General features: G+C 63.0%; 20 protein-coding genes and 1 pseudogene. 17 read left to right on the top strand and 4 right to left on the bottom strand.

Annotated elements, in window-relative coordinates:
• Window positions 1–54 precede the first annotated feature (54 nt).
• The 4 genes from pip to AC1DOP_RS23760 all read left to right on the top strand — a co-directional run bounded on the left by pip (window position 55) and on the right by AC1DOP_RS23760 (window position 4,109).
• Complete coding sequence (pip, locus tag AC1DOP_RS23775) at window positions 55–1,023, top strand: prolyl aminopeptidase (protein ID WP_477253717.1); 969 nt, start codon at window positions 55–57, stop codon at window positions 1,021–1,023.
• A gap of 12 nt (window positions 1,024–1,035) precedes the next feature.
• Entirely contained in the window at window positions 1,036–1,485 is a 450-nt protein-coding gene (locus tag AC1DOP_RS23770; RefSeq protein WP_442123839.1) for a DUF2721 domain-containing protein, read from the top strand.
• Between the two features lie 12 nt (window positions 1,486–1,497).
• A complete protein-coding gene (locus AC1DOP_RS23765; protein WP_442123838.1) occupies window positions 1,498–1,953 on the top strand; it encodes a hypothetical protein in 456 nt (151 codons plus the stop codon).
• A 110-nt stretch (window positions 1,954–2,063) separates the two neighbouring features.
• Complete coding sequence (locus AC1DOP_RS23760) at window positions 2,064–4,109, top strand: 2,4-dienoyl-CoA reductase FMN-binding domain-containing protein (protein ID WP_477253715.1); 2,046 nt, start codon at window positions 2,064–2,066, stop codon at window positions 4,107–4,109.
• A gap of 71 nt (window positions 4,110–4,180) precedes the next feature.
• On the opposite strand, the gene AC1DOP_RS23755 is transcribed toward AC1DOP_RS23760, so the two are convergent.
• The gene (locus AC1DOP_RS23755) at window positions 4,181–4,630 is read right to left on the bottom strand and encodes a hypothetical protein (protein WP_442123836.1); all 450 of its coding nucleotides are present in this window, start codon (window positions 4,628–4,630) and stop codon (window positions 4,181–4,183) included.
• Between AC1DOP_RS23755 and AC1DOP_RS23750 the strand changes: the two genes are divergently transcribed.
• The 11 genes from AC1DOP_RS23750 to AC1DOP_RS23700 are packed head-to-tail and all read left to right on the top strand — an operon-like array spanning window position 4,623 to window position 14,171.
• The gene (locus tag AC1DOP_RS23750; protein WP_442123835.1) at window positions 4,623–5,621 is read left to right on the top strand and encodes a GHMP family kinase ATP-binding protein; all 999 of its coding nucleotides are present in this window, start codon (window positions 4,623–4,625) and stop codon (window positions 5,619–5,621) included. The two genes, AC1DOP_RS23755 and AC1DOP_RS23750, sit on opposite strands and share 8 nt — an antisense overlap.
• Window positions 5,621–6,625, top strand: a complete 1,005-nt coding sequence (locus AC1DOP_RS23745; protein WP_442123834.1) for a GDP-L-fucose synthase family protein — start codon at window positions 5,621–5,623, stop codon at window positions 6,623–6,625. The genes AC1DOP_RS23750 and AC1DOP_RS23745 overlap by 1 nt, the downstream gene beginning before the upstream one ends.
• Window positions 6,626–6,658: 33 nt before the next feature.
• Window positions 6,659–7,261: a thiamine pyrophosphate-dependent enzyme gene (locus AC1DOP_RS23740; protein WP_442123833.1), complete on the top strand. Its 603-nt coding sequence runs from the start codon at window positions 6,659–6,661 to the stop codon at window positions 7,259–7,261.
• A gap of 9 nt (window positions 7,262–7,270) precedes the next feature.
• The gene (locus AC1DOP_RS23735; protein ID WP_442123832.1) at window positions 7,271–7,807 is read left to right on the top strand and encodes a hypothetical protein; all 537 of its coding nucleotides are present in this window, start codon (window positions 7,271–7,273) and stop codon (window positions 7,805–7,807) included.
• 34 nt (window positions 7,808–7,841) lie between these two features.
• On the top strand, window positions 7,842–9,011 hold the full coding sequence (locus AC1DOP_RS23730; RefSeq protein ID WP_442123831.1) for a DegT/DnrJ/EryC1/StrS family aminotransferase: 1,170 nt from the start codon (window positions 7,842–7,844) through the stop codon (window positions 9,009–9,011).
• A 2-nt stretch (window positions 9,012–9,013) separates the two neighbouring features.
• Entirely contained in the window at window positions 9,014–9,754 is a 741-nt protein-coding gene (locus AC1DOP_RS23725; RefSeq protein WP_442123830.1) for a nucleotidyltransferase family protein, read from the top strand.
• Entirely contained in the window at window positions 9,751–10,338 is a 588-nt protein-coding gene (locus AC1DOP_RS23720; protein WP_442123829.1) for a D-sedoheptulose-7-phosphate isomerase, read from the top strand. The genes AC1DOP_RS23725 and AC1DOP_RS23720 overlap by 4 nt, the downstream gene beginning before the upstream one ends.
• A gap of 22 nt (window positions 10,339–10,360) precedes the next feature.
• The gene (locus tag AC1DOP_RS23715) at window positions 10,361–11,299 is read left to right on the top strand and encodes an NAD-dependent epimerase/dehydratase family protein (RefSeq protein ID WP_442123828.1); all 939 of its coding nucleotides are present in this window, start codon (window positions 10,361–10,363) and stop codon (window positions 11,297–11,299) included.
• Entirely contained in the window at window positions 11,292–11,894 is a 603-nt protein-coding gene (gene gmhB, locus AC1DOP_RS23710) for a D-glycero-beta-D-manno-heptose 1,7-bisphosphate 7-phosphatase (RefSeq protein ID WP_442123827.1), read from the top strand. Before AC1DOP_RS23715 ends, gmhB begins: the two co-directional genes overlap by 8 nt.
• Window positions 11,891–13,048 carry a glycosyltransferase gene (locus AC1DOP_RS23705; protein WP_442123826.1) on the top strand — a complete coding sequence of 386 codons (1,158 nt, stop codon included), beginning with the start codon at window positions 11,891–11,893 and terminating at the stop codon, window positions 13,046–13,048. The genes gmhB and AC1DOP_RS23705 overlap by 4 nt, the downstream gene beginning before the upstream one ends.
• A 46-nt stretch (window positions 13,049–13,094) precedes the next feature.
• Entirely contained in the window at window positions 13,095–14,171 is a 1,077-nt protein-coding gene (locus tag AC1DOP_RS23700; protein WP_442123825.1) for a methyltransferase domain-containing protein, read from the top strand.
• Between the two features lie 73 nt (window positions 14,172–14,244).
• Here AC1DOP_RS23700 and AC1DOP_RS23695 read toward each other — a convergent pair whose 3' ends face one another.
• From AC1DOP_RS23695 to AC1DOP_RS23685, 3 genes are all read right to left on the bottom strand, one after another.
• A complete protein-coding gene (locus AC1DOP_RS23695) occupies window positions 14,245–14,691 on the bottom strand; it encodes a hypothetical protein (protein WP_442123824.1) in 447 nt (148 codons plus the stop codon).
• 164 nt (window positions 14,692–14,855) lie between these two features.
• Window positions 14,856–15,977, bottom strand: coding sequence for a beta-ketoacyl-ACP synthase III (locus AC1DOP_RS23690; protein ID WP_442123823.1), 1,122 nt, complete (start codon window positions 15,975–15,977; stop codon window positions 14,856–14,858).
• Window positions 15,978–16,083: 106 nt separating this feature from the next.
• Entirely contained in the window at window positions 16,084–17,517 is a 1,434-nt protein-coding gene (locus tag AC1DOP_RS23685) for a S41 family peptidase (RefSeq protein WP_442123822.1), read from the bottom strand.
• A gap of 144 nt (window positions 17,518–17,661) precedes the next feature.
• On the opposite strand from AC1DOP_RS23685, the gene AC1DOP_RS23680 reads away from it, so the two are divergent.
• Together AC1DOP_RS23680 and AC1DOP_RS23675 are read left to right on the top strand one after the other, a co-directional pair.
• Complete coding sequence (locus AC1DOP_RS23680; RefSeq protein WP_477253707.1) at window positions 17,662–18,726, top strand: bifunctional UDP-4-keto-pentose/UDP-xylose synthase; 1,065 nt, start codon at window positions 17,662–17,664, stop codon at window positions 18,724–18,726.
• Window positions 18,727–19,003: 277 nt separating this feature from the next.
• Window positions 19,004–19,152, top strand: a pseudogene (locus AC1DOP_RS23675) (transposase); the annotation flags it as partial.

Genomic DNA, 19,152 nt, shown 5'->3' with positions numbered 1-19,152 from the left:
ATACGGCCGGGCGGTGCGCTACAATCGGTTGTCGCTTCATAAATCCAGATGCCCATGCCCGCCATTCCGCAGTCGCTGTTCCCGCCCATCCTGCCCAACCGCCACGGCATGCTGGCCGTCGACGACCTCCATACGATCTACTGGGAGGAGGTGGGCAACCCGAACGGGATCCCGGTGATCTTCCTGCACGGCGGTCCCGGCGCCGGCCTGTCGCCCCAGCACCGGCGCTTCTTCGACCCGTCCGCCTACCGCGTGATCCTGTTCGACCAGCGCGGCGCCGGCAAGTCGACCCCGCTGGGCGAATGGCGCAACAACACGACCCAGCTGCTGATCGAGGACATCGAACGCCTGCGCGAACTGTTCGGCATCGAGCGCTGGCTGGTGTTCGGCGGCTCCTGGGGCTCGACCCTGGCGCTGGCCTACGGACAGGCGCACCCCGAGCGCTGCCTCGGCTTCGTGCTGCGCGGTATCTTCCTGTGCACGCCGGCCGAGATCGAGTTCTTCCTGTACGGCGTGCAGTGGTTCTATCCCGAGCTGTACGACGAATTCGTCGCCCCGATCCCGGTCGAGGAACGCGGCGACCTGCTGAAGGCCTATACCCGCCGCCTGCTGTGCGACGATCCCCAGCAGTACTGGCCGGCCGCGCGCGCCTGGAGCCGTTTCGAGGGCCGCCGCGTGTTCCTGCTGCCGCAGGAAGAAGAGACGTCGTCCGACACCCTCGACCTCGGCGTCGGCCGCCTCGAATCGCACTACATGGCGAACGGCGCCTTCCTGGAGGACGACCAGCTGATCCGCGACCTTGGCCGGATCGCCCACCTGCCGGCCGTGATCGTGCAGGGCCGCTACGACGTGATCTGCCCGCCGCTGTCGGCCTACCGCCTGCACCAGGCCTGGCCCGGCTCGCGCCTGCGCATGATCGCGGACGCCGGCCACGGCGCGCTGGAGCACGGCATCGCGCGCGCCCTGGTCGCCGCCACCGAGCAGTTCAAGCGCCACGGCCGCTTCGAACGCGATGGATCCTGAGGCCTGCGACGAATGAATATCCAGACCCAAGATATCGGCCATGTCATCCAGCTTGCCATCGCGCCCGTGTTCCTGCTCACCGGCGTGGCCACCAAGCTGACCGTGCTGATGAACCGCCTGGCGCGCATCATCGACCGCGCCCGCGTGCTCAAGGAGGAGCTGCGCAAGGCGCCCAGTGCCGAGTGCCATGAAGAGCTCGATGTGCTGTATGCGCGCTGGAAACTGATCAACTACGCTCTGACCGCCAGCACCGCCTGCGGATTGCTGATCTGCGTGATCATCTCTTTCCTGTTCCTGGACGATACGGCCAACCTGCCGCTCGACCGCTACATCGCCGGCATGTTCGTGCTGGCGATGGTGGCCCTGATCGCCAGTTTCATTTTCCTGCTGCGCGAGGTGTTCCTGTCCTTCCGCTACATGCGCATGCACCTGCACGACACCGCGCCGCAGCCTCCACGATAGAAAGCTTCATTCATGCACGACTACCAACGTCCCCCCACCCTGCATCGCTACGGCATGCGCACCGAACTGGAGCAGGCGCTCAGCGCCGGCCAGTTCCGCCTGCTGCCGGCGAACGGTTTCCTGACCCTGTCCTTTTCCCAGGTCTGGGACAAGCAGTTGTTCGATATACTCGGCCCGGCCGACGCCTGCCTGGTGATCCACAACACCGAGGAATTCGGCGAGCGCCTGCACCGCGCGGTCCAGCGCACGCTGCCCAACTGGGCCGGCATCGACGGCCCGGTCGAATACGGCGTGCGCTCGCGCCTGGGCCTGGCCTTCAGCAAGTCCCCGGCCGAGGCCATCGAGAAGGAATGGCAGTTCGCCTGGCGCTCGATGTCGCCGCAGGCCAGCCTGAATCCGGTGACGGTGCGGATCGGCAGCATCGAGCAGTTTGCGGAGTTGCGTTCGCCGGAGAGTTATCCCGTCTGAGCTGCTTGTTTAGAAGCACTTTAGAAACACGGGTCTAGGAAAAGCCGGTGTAATGAGCACCGTCGTTCCCGCGAAGGCGGGGACGACGGTTAACTTAATCGACCGGCCGAATGAACTCACCCATCCCCATCACCACCTACCCCCATCTCCTCGCCCCCCTCGATCTCGGCTTCACCACGTTGAAGAACCGCGTCATCATGGGCTCGATGCACACCGGGCTCGAAGACCGCTTCTACCACTACGGCAAGCTGGCGGCCTTCTACCGCGAGCGGGCGCGTGGCGGGGTCGGGCTGATCGTCACCGGCGGCATCTCGCCGAACCGCCAGGGCTGGCTGCTGCCTTTCGGCGGCACCCTCAACTTCCTGGGCGACGTGCCGAACCACCGCCGCGTCACCCGCGCCGTGCACGAGGAGGGCGGCAAGATCCTGCTGCAGATCCTGCACGCGGGCCGCTACGGCTACCAGCCGCTGGTGGTGTCGGCCTCGCCGCAGAAGTCGCCGATCTCGCCGTTCCGCCCGCGCGCGCTGACGGAAAGCGGGATCGAATCGACGATCAGGGCCTATGTCCGCTGCGCCAAGCTGGCCAGGCAGGCTGGCTACGACGGCGTCGAAGTGATGGGCAGCGAGGGTTATCTGCTGAACCAGTTCCTGTGCGCGCGCACCAACCGCCGCCAGGACCGCTGGGGCGGGCCGATCGGGAACCGCATGCGTTTACCGGTCGAGGTGGTGCGCCGCATCCGCGAAGCCGTCGGCCGCGATTTCATCATCATGTACCGGCACTCGGTGCTCGACCTGGTCGAGGGCGGCAATACCTGGGAGGAGATCGTGGCGGTGGCCAAGGCCCTCGAGCAGGCCGGCGCGACCATCCTGAATACCGGCTACGGCTGGCACGAGGCGCGCATTCCCACCATCGTCACCTCGGTGCCGCGCGCGGCCTTCGCCGAGGTGGCGGGGCGCCTGCGCAAGGAGGTCGGCATTCCGGTGGTGGCATCGAACCGCATCAACATGCCGCTCGATGCCGAGAACCTGCTGGCGCGCGGCGACGCCGACCTGGTGTCGATGGCGCGTCCCTTCCTGGCCGATCCGGATTGGGTCAACAAGGCGGAGTCCGGGCGCAGCGACGAGATCAATACCTGCATCGCCTGCAACCAGGCCTGCCTCGACCACACCTTCTCGAACAAGCGCGCCACCTGCCTGGTGAATCCGCGCGCCTGCCACGAGACCGAACTGGTGTACCGCCCGGCCGCCCGCAAGCGCCGCATCGCCGTGGTCGGCGCCGGACCGGCCGGGCTGTCGGCGGCCACCGTCGCCGCCGGGCGCGGCCACGACGTGACCCTGTTCGATGCGAGCGACAGCATCGGCGGCCAGTTCAAGGTCGCGATGCGGATTCCCGGCAAGGAGGAGTTTTCGGAGACCATCCGCTACTTCGGCCGCCAGCTGGAACTGACCGGCGTGCGGCTGCGCCTCGGCCAGCGTGTCACCCGCGACGAACTGGTCGCCGCCGGCTACGACGAGGTGATCGTGGCCACCGGCGTCAGCGTGCGCATGCCGCGCATCGAGGGCATCGATCATCCGAAGGTGCTGTCCTACCTGGACGTGCTGCGCGGCGGCGCGGCGGTGGGCAAGCGGGTGGCGATCATCGGCGCCGGCGGCATCGGCTTCGACACCGCGGAGTTCCTGCTGCACGACCCGCGCGAAGCGCTGCCGCTGCCGGTGGCGAAATGGATGGGCGAGTGGGGCATCGATCCCAAGGTCGGCGCACCGGGCGGCCTGGCCGAAGCCGGCAAGCCGACGCCGCTGCGCAGCATCTGGCTCCTGCAGCGCAAGACCACGCGGCCGGGCGCGGGCCTCGGCAAGACCTCGGGCTGGGTGCACCGCGCCACCCTGGTGCGCAACGGCGTGACGATGATGGCGGGCGTGCAGTACGAGCGCATCGACGACGCCGGCCTGCACATCACGGTGGGCGGCGAACGCAAGCTGCTGGAGGTCGACAACGTGGTCATCTGCGCCGGCCAGGAGAGCCTGGCGGAGCTCATGCCTTCGGATGAGCCGAAGGCTGGACCGCGCTTCCACAAGATCGGCGGCGCCGCGCTGGCGGCCGAGCTGGATGCGAAGCGGGCAATCCGCGAAGGGGCGGAACTGGCGGCGAGTTTGTGATCGCGGCGACAAGGGTTTTCTTGTCCGCCCTCCAATTATTGCAAAATAAACAGCTTTTACGACTTAAAAGGCTAGCAATATTTGTACCAGATTTTCGACACTCTAAGACGGTAGTTTATTTTGGGAAATTGTTTTGGTACAGAAAAACGAGGATTGCATGTAGACTGCCGTTTGTCATTGCCTGCAAGCATCTGCTGGCATAGCAAATCGTCTGCTTGCCTTGCCCGTTCGATGCACGCTCGAACCGTCTCGCTGATCGCATTGCAGGCGCCATTCAGGAGAGTGTCAACGTGCCAGAAGCCCAGAATATCGATGTAGTGCTCGTCAACCCCGGCAGCCGCGCCGCCCTCTACCAGAAGCTGGGCGATGAACTGTTGGCCGTCGAACCGCCTGGAATGCAAGTTCGGTAGAGATGTGGTCCAGCATCTCCAGGAAATGACCCGGATCAAGCTGCAGCGCAAGATCCTGGGCGATTGACGACGCCAACCAGGCTTATTCCAGCCGATAAACAAGATGATCATTACCCGTACTCCTTTCCGCATGTCCTTCTTCGGCGGCGGCACAGACTATCCGGCCTGGTATGCCGAGCATGGCGGCGCCGTCTTGGCGACCAGCATCAACAAGTACTGCTACATCACCTGCCGCCACCTGCCGCCCTTCTTCGAACACAAGCACCGCATCGTCCATTCGCTGATCGAGAACGTCCAGTCGATCGACCAGATCAAGCACCCGGCGGTGCGCGCCATCCTGGGTTGGGCCGGCTGCGAGCGCGGGCTGGAAATCCACCACGACGGCGACCTGCCGGCGCGTTCGGGCCTGGGATCGAGTTCTTCGTTCACGGTCGGGCTGCTGCACGCGCTGGCCGCGCTCGAAGGACGCTACGCTTCCAAGGAATACCTGGCCAGCACCGCGATCCACGTCGAACAGAACGTGATCGGCGAGAACGTCGGATCCCAGGACCAGGTGTCGGCGGCCTATGGTGGCTTCAACCTGGTTGAATTCCATCGCAACGGCAGTTTTACCGCCTCGCCCCTGATCCTGCGCCAGGAACGGCTGGCGGAGTTCGAAAGCCACCTGATGCTGTGCTTTACCGGCTTTTCGCGCATCGCCTCGGAAGTGGCGAAATCGCAGATCGCCAACCTGCGCGAACGCCAGGCGCAATTGCACAGCATGCGCGAGATGGTGAACGAAGCCATCGCCATCCTGCAGAGCGCCAACACGCCGATCGAGGAGCTTGGCAAGCTGCTGCACGAAAGCTGGCTGTGCAAGCGCTCGCTGTCCGACAAGGTGTCGACCAGCGACATCGATTACCTGTACGAGGAGGCGATCAAGGCCGGCGCCATCGGCGGCAAGATCATGGGCGCCGGCGGCGGCGGTTTCCTGATGCTGTTCGTCAAGCCGGAACTGCAGGACAATGTGCGCGAACGCCTGAAACACCTGATTCACGTGCCGTTCAAGTTCGAAGACGGCGGCAGCCGTGTCGTCATGTACCAACCCAACGGATTGTCCTGATGAGCCTTATCACACCGACCGCGCTGCCTGCCGACATGCCGCCACGGGATGCGCCGATTTTCGTCGCCGGCCACGCCGGCCTGATCGGCTCCGCCATCGTGCGCGCCCTGCAGGCTGCCGGTTATCGCAATCTCATCCTGCGCACGCGCGCCGAACTGGAGTTGCGCGACAAGCAGCAGGTGGACGCGTTTTTCGACGAACAGCGCCCGCACTACGTGCTGCTGGCGGCAGGGAAGGTGGGCGGGATCCTGGAAAACACCAATTTCCCGGCCGACTTCATCGATGCCAACCTGGCGATCTCGCTGAATGTGCTGGGCGCCGCGCATCGCACCGGCGTCAAGCGCCTGGTCATGTTCGGCTCGTCCTGCATGTATCCGAAAGAGACCGCGCAACCGATGCCGGAGACGGCGCTGCTGTCCGGCCATCCCGAGCCAACCAGCCTGCCCTACGCGATCGCCAAGCTGGCGGGCGTGCACTTGTGCCTGGCCTATAACCGGCAATATGGCCAGCAGCGCTTCATTCCGCTGATTCCGAATAGCGCCTACGGCCCCAACGACAATTTCGATCCGAAATCCGGACACGTGCTGTCGGCCTTGCTGGCGCGTTTTCATCAGGCGAAGGCCGACGGCGCGCCCGCGGTGACCTTGTGGGGCAGCGGCACTCCGCGCCGCGAGTTCATCCATTCGAGCGACATCGCGGCGGCCTGCCTGCTGATGCTGCGCGACGAACTGCCGCCCCTGGAATTGCCCTTGAACCTGGGCTCCGGCAGCGATATCTCGATCCGCGAGCTGGCCGAGAGCATCGCCCGCGTGGTCGGCTATGCGGGCGAACTCGCCTGGGACAGCAGCAAACCCGACGGCGCCATGCGCAAACTGCTCGACAGCAGCCGGATGCAGCATCTCGGCTGGCGCGCCGGCGTTTCTCTGGAAGATGGGCTGCGCGATACCTATGCCTGGTACGTGCGGCAACAGGGCGCGGACCGTAATGACTCCGCCCTTCAATAGGACCGGCGCCCCGCGCCATTTTGATTTGGTGAAATGATGACGAAAGACGAACTGATTGCCTTCGAAGAAGAGATCGCCGCGACCTTCAACAGCGGCAAGATCCGCGCGCCTGTGCATCTGTACTACGGCAACGAAGAACAGATCATCGAAGTATTCAAGAAGATCCGGCCGCAGGACTGGGTCTTCTGCTCGTGGCGCTCGCATTACCAGTGCCTGCTGAAGGGCGTGCCCCCGGAACAGGTGCGCGACGAGATCCTGGCCGGCCGTTCGATCTCGCTGTGCTTCCCGGAACAGCGCATCTACTCGTCGGCCATCGTCGGTGGCGTGCTGCCGATCGCGGTGGGCGCCGCGATGGCCATCCAGCGCAGCGGCGAAGACGCCAGGGTCTACTGCTTCATGGGGGAAATGACCTCGGAAACCGGCATCGCCCACGAATCGATCAAGTACAGCCGCAATCACGCGCTGCCGATCCACTTCGTGGTGGAAGACAACGAGAAATCGGTCTGCACCGATACCCGCGAAGCCTGGAACCAGCCGCGCCTGAGCTACGAAGGGGTGAATGACGACTACATCACCTACTACCGCTACCAAACCAAATATCCGCATGCCGGCGCCGGCGTGCGCGTCCAGTTCTGAGGGCAGACCATGAAATATTTTGACGAACTCAAACGCTCGATGGACTTCCTGGCCCAGGATCCGCGCACCGTTTTCATGGGACAAGCCGTGGCCGTGCCCGGCACCGCCATGAGCAATACGCTCAAGGATGTACCGCGCGAACGCCTGATCGAATTGCCGGTAGCGGAAGAAATGCAGATGGGCATGACCACCGGCATGGCGCTGACCGGCGCCGTCCCGGTCAGCATCTTCCCGCGCTGGAACTTCCTGCTGTGCGCCATGAGCCAGCTGGTCAGCCACCTGGACAAGGTCGATGTCATGTCGAACGGCAGCTACAAGGCCAAGGCGATCGTCCGCACCGGCATCGGTTCGCAGCGCCCCATGCATCCCCAGCACCAGCATATCGGCGACTTTACCGACGCCTTGCGCCTGATGTGCAGCACCATCGAAGTGATCCGCCTGGATGAGCCGGAAGACATCTTCCCGGCCTATGAACGCGCCTTGCTCCGCGACGACGGACGCAGCACGATCATTGTCGAATACGGCGATTACTACAACGAAAAATAACCGACGCAACGAACAATAAGCGAACGAGCTCCCGATGAAATATCCCTTAATGAGGAACAATATCCTGCGTGAAGACCTGGACGCAGTGATCGAACACCTGCGCCAGGACGACCCGATCCTGACCAACGGCCCGAATGTGCGCGCCTTCGAGAAGGAATGGTCGGAATGGCTGGGCGTGAAATACAGCGTCTTCGTGAACTCGGGAGCCTCGGCCAACCTGTTGAGCATGGCCGTGCTCAAGCTGCGCCATCCGGAGGGCGGCGAAGTCATCGTGCCGCCGCTGGCATGGGTATCGGACGTGGCCTCGGTGCTGCAAAACGGTTTTACCCCGGTATTCGCCGACATCGATCCAAGCACGCTGTCGATGGACCCGCAGGAAATCATCAACAAGCTCACCGACCGCACGCGCGCCGTCTTCCTGACGCATGTGCAAGGCTTCGACGGCTTGACCGACGAACTGCTGGCCGAGTTGGAACGCCGCAATATCCCGCTGATCGAAGACGTCTGCGAATCGCACGGCGCCACGCACAACGGCAAACGCCTGGGCAGCTTCGGCTGGATGTCCAACTTCTCGTTCTATTACGCCCACCACATGAGCACCATCGAGGGCGGCATGGTCTGCACCGACGACCCGGAGGTGTACCAGCAGGTGCGCATGCTGCGTTCGCACGGCATGGTGCGCGAGTCGACCGACGATGCGCTGAAGCAGGACTATCGGGAAACCTATCCCCAGCTCAACCCGGATTTCATCTTCGCCTATCCGGCCTACAACGTGCGCAATACCGAAATCGGCGCCATCATGGGCCGCAGCCAGCTGAAGCGCCTGGACGCCAACGTCGAGCGCCGTACCGCCAACCTGATGCGTTTCCTCGGCAAGATCGACAGCCGGCGCTACCGGGTCGACTTCAAGACCGAAGGCTCCAGCAACTACGCGTTCAACCTGATCCTCAAGGAGGCCGACGACGCCTTCACCGAACGCCTGATGCAGGCCATGCGCGGCGCCGGCATCGAGTTTCGCCGCGGCAGCGCGGGCGGCGGCAACCAGGTTCGCCAGCCCTATCTGAAGGGCATCGTTCCGGCCGACCATCACCTCGCGTTCCCGCATACCGAACACGTGCATTTCTACGGCTTCTATATCGGCAACTTCCCGGATCTCTCCGATGCCGAGGTCGATGACATCTGCGCCATCCTGAACGCCGTCTGACGATGGAAATCCAGTCTGCCGTCATTCTGGCCGGAGGCCTCGGCACCCGCCTGCGCAGCGCAGTTCCGGACCTGCCCAAGCCGATGGCGCCGGTCGATGGCCGCCCCTTCCTCGAGTACCTGCTCGATTTCTGGATCGCGCAGGGCATCGGGCATTTCATCCTGGCGGTCGGCTACCGGCATGAGCTCATCAGCTCGCACCTGGGCCGGAGCTACCGCGGGGCGCGGCTGGACTATGTCGTCGAGCAGACCCCGCTGGGCACCGGCGGCGGCGTGCTGCTGGCCTTGCAACAGCTGCCGGCCGACCAGCGCTTCCTGCTGCTCAACGGCGATACCTATTTTTCCGTGGACGGCGAACGCCTGGAGGCCTTCGCCCGCAGCCATGACAGCGACTGGTGCTTCTCGCTGTTCCGCACCGGCGAAACCAGCCGTTATCTCGGCATGGGCGTGGCGGCGGACGGCCGCATCACCGAACTGAAGTCGAGCCAGGACGGCGACGAATGCCTGGCCAACGGCGGGGTGTACTGCATCCATCCGCGCGCCTTTGCCGGCTTGACGCTGGCAGGCGGCCAGCCCCTTGCCGCCGGCGCCAGCGCGTCGCTGGAAAACGACATCTTCCCGGCCGCTTTCCATGCCGGCCAGCGGATGACCGGCGTCGAGTTCGACGGCAGCTTCATCGATATCGGCATTCCCGCCGACTATCGCCGGGCCGGCGCCGTCCTCAATGCAAAGGACAAGCCATGACATCCATCATCGATCGCCTGCAACGCAACCTGGACGCCTCGATCCGCGCGATGCAGGAACTGAAACAGCGGGACGGCGCGCTCGCCACCTTCGAGGCCGCGGCCGCGGCGACCGTTGCCGCCTATCGCAAGGGACGCCGCATCTATATCGCGGGCAACGGCGGGTCGGCCGCCGATGCCCAGCATCTTGCGGCCGAATTCGTCAGCAAGCTGGCGCGCGACAGGGCGCCGCTGGCGGCCGAGGCGCTGACCACCGACAGTTCGATCCTCACCGCCATCGGCAACGACTACGGCTATGAACAGGTGTTTGCCCGCCAGCTGGCCGGCAAGGCGATGGCGGGCGATATCTTCCTCGGCATCACCACGTCCGGCCAATCTCCCAACATCCTGCGCGCGCTGGAACAGTGCAAGCGCATGGACGTGCCCAGCATCGTATTCCTCGGACGCGATGGCGGTCCGGCCCTGCAGCTGGCCGACTACGCCATCGTCGTGCCCGGGCAGGCGACCAGCACCATCCAGGAATTGCATATCGTATTAGCCCACACTCTATGCGAGTGCGTGGAAGCGGCCATCTTCGGCGATTAACTCTTCTCAAGGACGACCCCTCATGTCTTACAACATCCTCGTTACCGGCGGCGCAGGCTATCTCGGTTCCATTCTCGTGCCGGCCCTGCTGGCCGATGGTCACAAGGTGACCGTGCTGGACAACCTGATGTACGGCCAGGCCAGCCTGTCGCATGTCTGCTATCACGACAATTTCACCATCGTGCGTGGCGACATCCGGCTGGAGAAGACGATCGTGCCGCTGCTGCAGAAGGCCGACATCGTCATCCCGCTGGCGGCCTACGTGGGCGCGCCGCTGTGCAACAAGGACCCGGTCGGTGCGACCACCGTGAACCACGATGCCATCCTGATGATGCTCAAGCACCTGAGCCCCAACCAGATGCTGCTCATGCCCACCACCAACAGCGCCTACGGCTCGGGCGACGAGAACAACTTCTGCACCGAAGATTCGCCCCTGCGTCCCATCTCGCAATACGCCATCGAGAAAGTCGAGATCGAAAAGGCGATCATGGAGCATCCGAACGCCGTCAGCTTCCGCCTGGCGACCGTATTCGGCATGTCGCCCCGCATGCGCATCGACCTGCTGGTCAACGATTTCACCTACCGCGCCGTGCATGACCGCTTCGTCGTGCTGTTCGAGCCCCATTTCAAGCGCAATTACGTGCACGTGCGCGATGTCACCCGCGCTTTCCAGCATGGCATCGCCAACTTCGACAGCATGAAGGGACAGATCTACAACGTCGGCCTGTCGGATGCCAATGTGTCGAAGATGGAGCTGTGCCAAGTGATTTCGCGCCATGTCCCGGATTTCATCTTCCCCGAGGCGGCGATCGGCAAGGACCCCGACCAGCGCAACTACATCGTCTCCAACGCCAAGATCGAGGCCACCGGTTTCAAGACCGCTTTCTCGCTGGACCGCGGCATCGCCGAGCTGGTCAAGGGCTTTACCATGTTGAAGAACACCAAATACGGCAATGTCTGAACGCGCCAGGCCCTGCGTATTCATCGACCGTGACGGCACCCTGAACGTCGAAAAGAACTACCTGCACCGTTACGAAGACTGGGAATGGATTCCCGGTTCGGTCGACATGCTCGGGGCGCTCCGCGAGGCCGGGTTCCTGGCCATCGTGGTCACCAACCAGGCGGGCGTGGGGCGCGGCTATTACGAAGAGGCCGCGATCGCGCGCCTGCACGCCCTGGTGGACCGGGACCTGCTCGCCGCCGGCAGCGGCATCGATGCCTACTATTACTGTCCGCACCATCCGGAACACGGGGAAGTGCGCGACTGCGATTGCCGCAAGCCCGCGCCGGGCATGCTGCTCGAGGCGCAGCGCGAGTGGAATATCGCGCTGGAAGACTCCTGGATGGTCGGCGACAAGCTCAGCGATATCAATGCGGGCCTGGCAGCCGGCACCCGTTGCATCCTGGTGCGTACGGGCTACGGGCACGAGGAAGAAGACCGCTGCCCGCCGGGTGTTTTCGTGGTCGACGATTTTGCGGAAGCCGCCGCCCTGATCCTGCGGGACGCCGGCGCCGCGCATCGGCAGTCTCAAAACGTTGGCAAAAATATACTATGAACGGCTTGAATATGGCTTCTCCACGCATCCTGTTTATTTTCATCGAGTTCGCGGACTGGCGTCTGGCCCGCAGCACGTCCTATCCGACGCTGGTGGGGCTCCAGCATACCTTGCGCCAGAGCGGCGCCGATGTATTCAGCGTGCCCTGTCTGTTCCGTATGGACAACAATTCTCGGGGAAACTGGCTTTCTCGCCTGCAGGAAATGGTGGGCGAGCGCAAGTACGATCAGGTATGGATCGAAGCGGTCCATTCCGATTACGACGAACAGTTTCTTTCATGGGTTGCAAGCCTGGCGCCGGTGCGCTTGGGCATGGTGATGGAATCCTTGCAGTACGAGCCGTATGTCTACGACCTGCAACCCAACCTGAGGGAGCGCAAGGAAAGAGTGCTTCGACGGCTGGCGTACATGACGCATACGCTGATGGTCGATGAAGTCGATGTCAGCGATGTCAACCAGGATGGCAATATCAAAGCCATGTGGTGGCCGCAGACAGCGCCACGTGCCAGCATCCAGGACGCCCCGTCGGTTCCCAACCCTTACGCTGTGTTCTATGGCGTACCGTACGGAAAACGTGGAGGCTGGCTCAGGCATCCCGCCCTTGCAGGCTTGCTGGTGCAGCCGGGTCCCTCGCTGGAATATCAAACCCCTTATCCGGCATTGTTCGATCGCCTGCAGCAAATGACCGCACAGGCCCTGGAAGACGGCCTGCCCGCCTCGCCTCACATGCTGCAGCGTTACATGGATGTGCTGCTCAGCCTGCGGCAAAACATTTTTGGCTTATGGCTCCGCAGCCTCCAGCAAGGTACGGCTGTCGTCAATCTGCCATCCATGTTTCAGGGATTTCCTAGCCGCATCTATGAGGGCATGGCTGCGGGAAGACCTATCATCTCCTGCAGCGTACCGGGCCGTCCAAGGACAAATACGCTGTTTGCCGACGAACAGGACATCCTGCTTTATGACCCCGACTCTCCCGAACATCTGGCACACCAGATCCGACGCGTTCAAACCGACAAGGCGCTCGCAGCTCGCCTGGTGAGGAATGCCGGAGAGAAGATGCGTGCCCTGCATACGACGGAGTTCAGGGTGGCTCAGATCCTGCGGTGGATGGAAGACGGCGTCGAACCTGATTTCAGCCGTTTGACGTCAGCATGAATATCGGAAGACCTTTCCTTTCCAAGTTTTTCCTATAGGGACAATCGTGACTGCAACAAACTTCTTCATCAAACCTGGCTACCGAACTCGCAGCCAACCCGCGTATTTCGCCGACATCCATGATGATGGCGTCATCTGGCAGCCGGAAGTCTATCCGCTGGCGGCTACCCTGGCTTACCAGTACGAATGCCGCTATATCATCGATATCGGTTGCGGCAGGGCGCGCAAGCTTGTCGCGCTCCATCCGCAATTCGAGATCATCGGACTGGACTTCGGTAGTAACCTCGAATATTGCCGCACCCAATATCCGTTCGGGAAATGGATTGAAGTCGACCTGGAAAACTACGCAGGCACGGACATTCCGCCCGAGATCCTGTCCAACGCGGTGGTCGTCAACTCCGACGTGATCGAATGCCTGGTCGATCCGACCAAACTGATGCAGCTGATTCGCACCTATCTGGTTCATGCCAAGGTCGCATTGATCTCGACCCCGGAGCGCGACCTGGAACGCGGTTATCAGGATATGGGCCCACCGGCCAATCCAACCCACGTCCGCGAATGGAATCGGATCGAACTGACCGCCTTGCTCAGCAGCGAGGGCTTGCGCCCGGCTTACTGCGGATTGACCATGAGCAACGATAAAGACAAACTGCGCAAGACATCGCTGGCAGTGATTCCCGGATCTTCTTTGAATCCATCTGAAGTGCGTGACCTGGGCGCCTTTTGCGAACAATGGTTGGCCGCTTCTCCCGAAATGCGTGAAGCCGCCAACCACAAGTATCTGCACGATCTGGCACAAATGGAGGCAGAGGTCGCGCTGGTAAATACGGCCGTGCAAAGTATCACCGCGGCCCCCAGCCTGCTGGAGATCGGCACACGCCATATCGACAATGGCCGGTATGATGAAGCATTTGAGATACTCACCGGCGCTTTACGGAACAAAACCGAAAGCACCCCCATCCCCGCCATTCTGTTCCAGCTTGGCCGGCTGGCGGACGCCCGCAAGCTGAACGACGACGCCAAGGAGTTGTTCTATCAGGCGGCCGTGCGGGATGTCGAGGTGGTCAAGAACGTCATCGATTTTTACATCGATCAGGTGGCGCGGGCACGCTCCGGACAGTGATAAAACAGCGCTTCTAAAAAAAATGCCGTTCAGTCGGCACTGAACGGTATTTTTTTCTGCTTACGGGATCGAACTATTGCCCGGAACCGGAACTGCCTTTCTTGCTCTTCTTGCTGGCGTAATCCGAAGGTTTCTTTTCGCTCTGCATCGAACCCGATGCGCTCGCCTGCTTCTGTTCCATGCCGCCGTAGCCCGACTGGCGCGAGGCGTTCAGGCGGTCTTCCTCGCCGCGCGCCTGCATGCGCTGGGCGCTCTGGCGTGCGCTCCAGCCCGCCTGCTGGGCACTACCGCCACCGCGCTGGCTGCCGACATTCTGGTCGCCGACGCCATTGCCTTGCAGCGAACCGCGCGAGCGCAGGGCCGCGCCTTGCTGTTCGATATTCGCCGACTGCACGTTGGCACTGCCCGGCGCGACCCAGCCCGGCGCCCGCGGCTGCTGGCTGCCATTCGCGACAGGGACGGTTTTTTCCTTGGCGATACCGCGGGCGCGGACGCTGTCCGGTCCTTTTTGCTTGGTCATATTGATCCTCCTCGGGTGCTGCGCATGCAGATGCGCTGAAAGGGAGATCATGCGCGCAGGGAAGCTTGTATTCCAGAGGAATCGGGAGGGTGGGCTTGTAGGACTGGAACTACCAAGATTCTTTTTGTTATCAAGAATCTTGGTTGCTGATGAGTTTTCCAGCTTTATTTCTTGCGCACCACCACGCAACCGATCGAATAACCGGCGCCGAAGGAGCAGATCACGCCATTGCTGCCGGACGGCAGGTCGTCCTGGTAGCTGTGGAAGGCGATGATGGAACCGGCCGACGAGGTGTTGGCGTAGCGGTCCAGGATCACCGGCGCTTCTTCCGGGCTGGCGTCGCGCTCGAGCAGCATGCGCACGATCAGCTGGTTCATGTTCAGGTTAGCCTGGTGCAGCCAGAAGCGGGAGATGTCTTCGATCTTCAGGCCGGCACCCTCCACCGTGTTGCGGATGGTCTCGGCGGCCATCGGGCAGACTTCCTTGAACACCTTGCGGCCCTGCTGGCGGAACAGCTTGTCCGGCTGGCCGATGCCGGCTTCGTCGAAGCGGTTCATGAAGCCGTAGTTGTTGCGGATATTGTTCGAGAACTTGGTCTTCAGCTTGGAATCGAGGATCTCGAACTGGTGCTCGCTGGTGGCGGTATCAAGCGCTTCGATGACCATCGCGGTGCAGGCGTCGCCGAAGATGAAGTGGCTGTCGCGGTCGCGGAAGTTCAGGTGGGCGCTGGTGATTTCCGGGTTCAGCACCAGCACGGCGCGCGCCTGGCCGGTCTGCACGGCGCCGGCCGCGGTCTGGATCGCGAAGGTGGCCGAGGAACAGGCCACGTTCATGTCGAAGCCGAAGCCGTCGATGCCGAGGGCGTCCTGGACCTCGACCGCCATTGCCGGATATGCACGCTGCATATTGCTGGCGGCGACCAGCACCATGTCGATGTCGGCCGGGGTACGGTTGGCGCGCGCCAGGGCCTGGCGGGCGGCGGCGACGCAGATTTCGGCCTGCAGCGACAATTCCTCGTCGGCGCGTTCCTTGATGCGCGGGGTCATGTGCTTCGGATCGAGGATGCCGGCCTTTTCCATCACGTAGCGCGACTTGATGCCGGAGGCTTTCTCGATGAAGGCGCTGCTGGACGCTTCGAGGGCGGTGACTTCGCCGGCCGCGATTTTTTCCGCGTTCTCGGTGTTGAACAATTCGACGTAGGCGTTGAAGGCCGTCACCAGCTCGTCGTTGGAGATCGAATTCGGTGGCGTGAACAGGCCGGTGCCGCTGATGACGACAGGTTTCATGATTGGCTTTCCAAGGTGGTAACGGGGAGAAACTTCCCGCGAATCTGCCGATTCTACACAATCGTACAGACCGTGGGAACGCCGCCGGCAATGCGTCAAAAGTGCGTCAGTGCGCCTGCTGCGCCAAGGGCCCTGGCGTGTCGCCGCTGCCCACGCGCTTCGACAGCTGTACCGGCAGGCCCTGCAGGTGGCGCAGGGCCTGGGCCAGCTGGAAGTCGGTGGCGCTGCCGAATTCGAGGGGCTTGCGGTGGCGTTCGGCGGCCAGGATCCGCATCTGTTCCTCGATGTCGTCCTTGCGCGTGGCTTCTTCGCGGTCGCGGTCGTTCGACAGATGGCGCTTGAGGTCGGCTTCGCGCATGCGCAGGGCGTTCAGGCCGTCGCCGTCGGCGTTTTCGTCGACCGGGAAGTCGGGCAGCACGCCGCGCGCCTGGATCGAGCGTCCGCTCGGCGTGTAGTAGCGCGCCGTGGTCAGCTTCACCGCGGTCTCGCCCGGCAGCGGGCGGATCGTCTGCACCGAGCCCTTGCCGAAGGTCGGGCTGCCGACGATCGCGGCGCGCTTGTGATCCTGCAGGGCGCCGGCCACGATTTCCGAGGCCGAGGCCGAGCCGGTATTCACCAGCACCACCATCGGGATGGTCTTGAACAGCTCCGGCACCTGCTTCAGCGGGTCCTCGCCGCGGGCCAGCATATAGTATTCGGGGCGGCCGTAGAAACGGGCCTTCGATTCCTCGAGCTGGCCGTTGGTCGAGACGATTTCGGCCCCGGCCGGCAGGAAGGCGGCGGCGGTGCCGATCGCGCCCTGCAGCAGGCCGCCCGGGTCGTTGCGCAGGTCCAGCACCAGGCCTTTCAGCTTCGGTTCTTCGCGCGCCAGCGCGGCCAGCCTGGCGGCCAGGTCGTTCACGGTCGGTTCCTGGAACTGCGACACCCGCACCCAGGCATAACCGGGCGCCACGATCCTGCCCTTGACGCTCTTCTGCACGATCTCGTCGCGCACGACCGCGATCTCCAGCGGCGCGGCTTCGCCTTCGCGCACGATGGTCAGCACGACCCGGGTGTGCGGCTCGCCGCGCATGCGCTTGATCGCATCGTCGAGTTCCATGTTCTTCACGAGCGCGCCGTCGATGCGCGAGATGACGTCGCCGGCCTTGATGCCGGCGCGCCAGGCCGGCGAATCCTCGATCGGGGACACGATCTTGATGTTGCCGTCGTCGGCCTGGCCGATCTCGATGCCCAGGCCGACGAAGCGGCCCTCGGTGCCTTCGCGCAGTTCGCGGTAGGCCTTGCGGTCGAGGTAGGCGGAATGCGGGTCGAGCGCGGCCACCATGCCGGCCGTGGCCTGGGTCAGCAGCTTGCGGTCCTCGACCGGTTCGACGTAAGCGGACTTGATCAGGTTGTAGGTATTGGCGAGCTGGCGCAGGCTGTCGATGGGCATGCCGTTCTCCACCGGCTTCTGGGCCAGGGCGGAAAATTGCATGGTGACGGCGACGCCGAGAATGACACCCAGGGTGAGGAGGGCGGAGTGCTTGATTTTCGAGCCCATGTGCTGTCGGTCCTTCGCAAACGTTATGCCTGAGCGTAGGGAAGTATAACCGTCCGGCGTCCCGAACAGGCGCCCGGCGCCGGTTTGTGTGAATACTCGCGATGGTATAATCGCCCGTTCACGTGCATATGTTGCTTATTTAAAATGAAGAAAGTTCTCATTCTCGGCGTCAACGGTTTCATCGGCCACCACCTGTCCAAGCGCATCCTCGAGACGACCGACTGGGAAGTCTACGGCATGGACATGAGCACGGATCGCATCACCGAGCTCCTGGATCATCCGCGCATGCACTTCTTCGAAGGCGACATCACGATCAACAAGGAGTGGGTCGAGTACCACGTCAAGAAATGCGACGTGATCCTGCCGCTGGTCGCAATTGCGACCCCGTCGACCTATGTCCAGGCGCCGCTGCGCGTGTTCGAACTCGACTTCGAAGCCAACCTGCCGATCGTGCGCTCGGCCGCCAAGTACGGCAAGCACCTGGTGTTCCCGTCGACCTCGGAAGTGTACGGCATGTGCCACGACGAGGAATTCGATCCGGAGAATTCGGAGCTGGTCTACGGCCCGATCAACAAGCCGCGCTGGATCTACGCCTGTTCCAAACAGCTGATGGACCGCGTGATCTGGGGCTACGGCATGGAAGGCCTGAACTTTACCCTGTTCCGCCCCTTCAACTGGATCGGCGCCGGCCTCGATTCGATCCACACCCCGAAGGAAGGCTCTTCGCGCGTGCTGACCCAGTTCCTGGGCCACATCGTGCGCGGCGAACCGATCCAGCTGGTGGACGGCGGCGCCCAGAAGCGCTCCTTCACCTATGTCGACGACGGCATCGACGCGCTGATGCGCATCATCGAGAACAAGGACGGCAAGGCGACCGGCAAGATCTACAACGTCGGCAATCCGTCGAATAATTATTCGATCCGCGAACTGGCCCACATGATGCTGGAATTGGCCGCCGAATACCCGGAATACCGCGACACCGCCAAGGACGTGAAACTGGTCGAGACCAGCTCTGGCGCCTACTACGGCACCGGCTACCAGGACGTGCAGAACCGCGTGCCGAAGATCGAGAACACGGTCTCGGAACTGGGCTGGACCCCGCAGGTCAATATGCGCGACGCCCTGGCCAAGATCTTCGACTCCTACAAGGACAATCTGGGCGATGCGCAGGATCTGATTCCGGAGCGCAGGCAGCTGCAGCGTAATTAATTCGATTCATCGTCAGCTTCAAAACGCCGTTCCTGCGAAAGCACGAACGGCGTTTTTGTAGGCGCTGTTCGCGCCAAGTGTGGAATCTTTTCTGCAAGCCTGCGGTCCAACGTCGATCTGAACCGTTGACGGAGGCGCCATGCAAGCACGGCAGTTCGAACAGTTCCTGCAACGCCTGTCCTCTCTAACGCGGCGCCAGCGCGACCACCTGCTCGACCTGCTGCAATCGGCGGCCGGCCTCGACCGTGTACTCGAGATCGTCGAGCAACCCGCCACACCACTCTGCTGCCCGCACTGCCAGGCCGACAAACCCTATCGCCACGGTCACGCGCACGGACTGCAGCGCTACCGCTGCCGCAGTTGCCATCGCACCTTCAACCTGCTCAGCGGCACGCCGCTGGCCCGGCTGCGCCACAAGGCGCACTG

Source organism: Massilia sp. 01N410 (genome assembly GCF_056399665.1).
Note: the sequence above shows the minus strand (reverse complement) of the source record. Positions and strands in the feature narration are given on the sequence as shown.

Excerpts from the sequence above, each read along its gene's own strand:
- pip (WP_477253717.1), top strand. The coding sequence starts at position 55 with ATGCCCGCCATTCCGCAGTCGCTGTTCCCGCCCATCCTGCCCAACCGC.
- AC1DOP_RS23770 (WP_442123839.1), top strand. The coding sequence starts at position 1,036 with ATGAATATCCAGACCCAAGATATCGGCCATGTCATCCAGCTTGCCATC.
- AC1DOP_RS23765 (WP_442123838.1), top strand. The coding sequence starts at position 1,498 with ATGCACGACTACCAACGTCCCCCCACCCTGCATCGCTACGGCATGCGC.
- AC1DOP_RS23760 (WP_477253715.1), top strand. The coding sequence starts at position 2,064 with ATGAACTCACCCATCCCCATCACCACCTACCCCCATCTCCTCGCCCCC.
- AC1DOP_RS23750 (WP_442123835.1), top strand. The coding sequence starts at position 4,623 with ATGATCATTACCCGTACTCCTTTCCGCATGTCCTTCTTCGGCGGCGGC.
- AC1DOP_RS23755 (WP_442123836.1), bottom strand. The coding sequence starts at position 4,630 with ATGATCATCTTGTTTATCGGCTGGAATAAGCCTGGTTGGCGTCGTCAA.
- AC1DOP_RS23745 (WP_442123834.1), top strand. The coding sequence starts at position 5,621 with ATGAGCCTTATCACACCGACCGCGCTGCCTGCCGACATGCCGCCACGG.
- AC1DOP_RS23740 (WP_442123833.1), top strand. The coding sequence starts at position 6,659 with ATGATGACGAAAGACGAACTGATTGCCTTCGAAGAAGAGATCGCCGCG.
- AC1DOP_RS23735 (WP_442123832.1), top strand. The coding sequence starts at position 7,271 with ATGAAATATTTTGACGAACTCAAACGCTCGATGGACTTCCTGGCCCAG.
- AC1DOP_RS23730 (WP_442123831.1), top strand. The coding sequence starts at position 7,842 with ATGAAATATCCCTTAATGAGGAACAATATCCTGCGTGAAGACCTGGAC.
- AC1DOP_RS23725 (WP_442123830.1), top strand. The coding sequence starts at position 9,014 with ATGGAAATCCAGTCTGCCGTCATTCTGGCCGGAGGCCTCGGCACCCGC.
- AC1DOP_RS23720 (WP_442123829.1), top strand. The coding sequence starts at position 9,751 with ATGACATCCATCATCGATCGCCTGCAACGCAACCTGGACGCCTCGATC.
- AC1DOP_RS23715 (WP_442123828.1), top strand. The coding sequence starts at position 10,361 with ATGTCTTACAACATCCTCGTTACCGGCGGCGCAGGCTATCTCGGTTCC.
- gmhB (WP_442123827.1), top strand. The coding sequence starts at position 11,292 with ATGTCTGAACGCGCCAGGCCCTGCGTATTCATCGACCGTGACGGCACC.
- AC1DOP_RS23705 (WP_442123826.1), top strand. The coding sequence starts at position 11,891 with ATGAACGGCTTGAATATGGCTTCTCCACGCATCCTGTTTATTTTCATC.
- AC1DOP_RS23695 (WP_442123824.1), bottom strand. The coding sequence starts at position 14,691 with ATGACCAAGCAAAAAGGACCGGACAGCGTCCGCGCCCGCGGTATCGCC.
- AC1DOP_RS23690 (WP_442123823.1), bottom strand. The coding sequence starts at position 15,977 with ATGAAACCTGTCGTCATCAGCGGCACCGGCCTGTTCACGCCACCGAAT.
- AC1DOP_RS23685 (WP_442123822.1), bottom strand. The coding sequence starts at position 17,517 with ATGGGCTCGAAAATCAAGCACTCCGCCCTCCTCACCCTGGGTGTCATT.
- AC1DOP_RS23680 (WP_477253707.1), top strand. The coding sequence starts at position 17,662 with ATGAAGAAAGTTCTCATTCTCGGCGTCAACGGTTTCATCGGCCACCAC.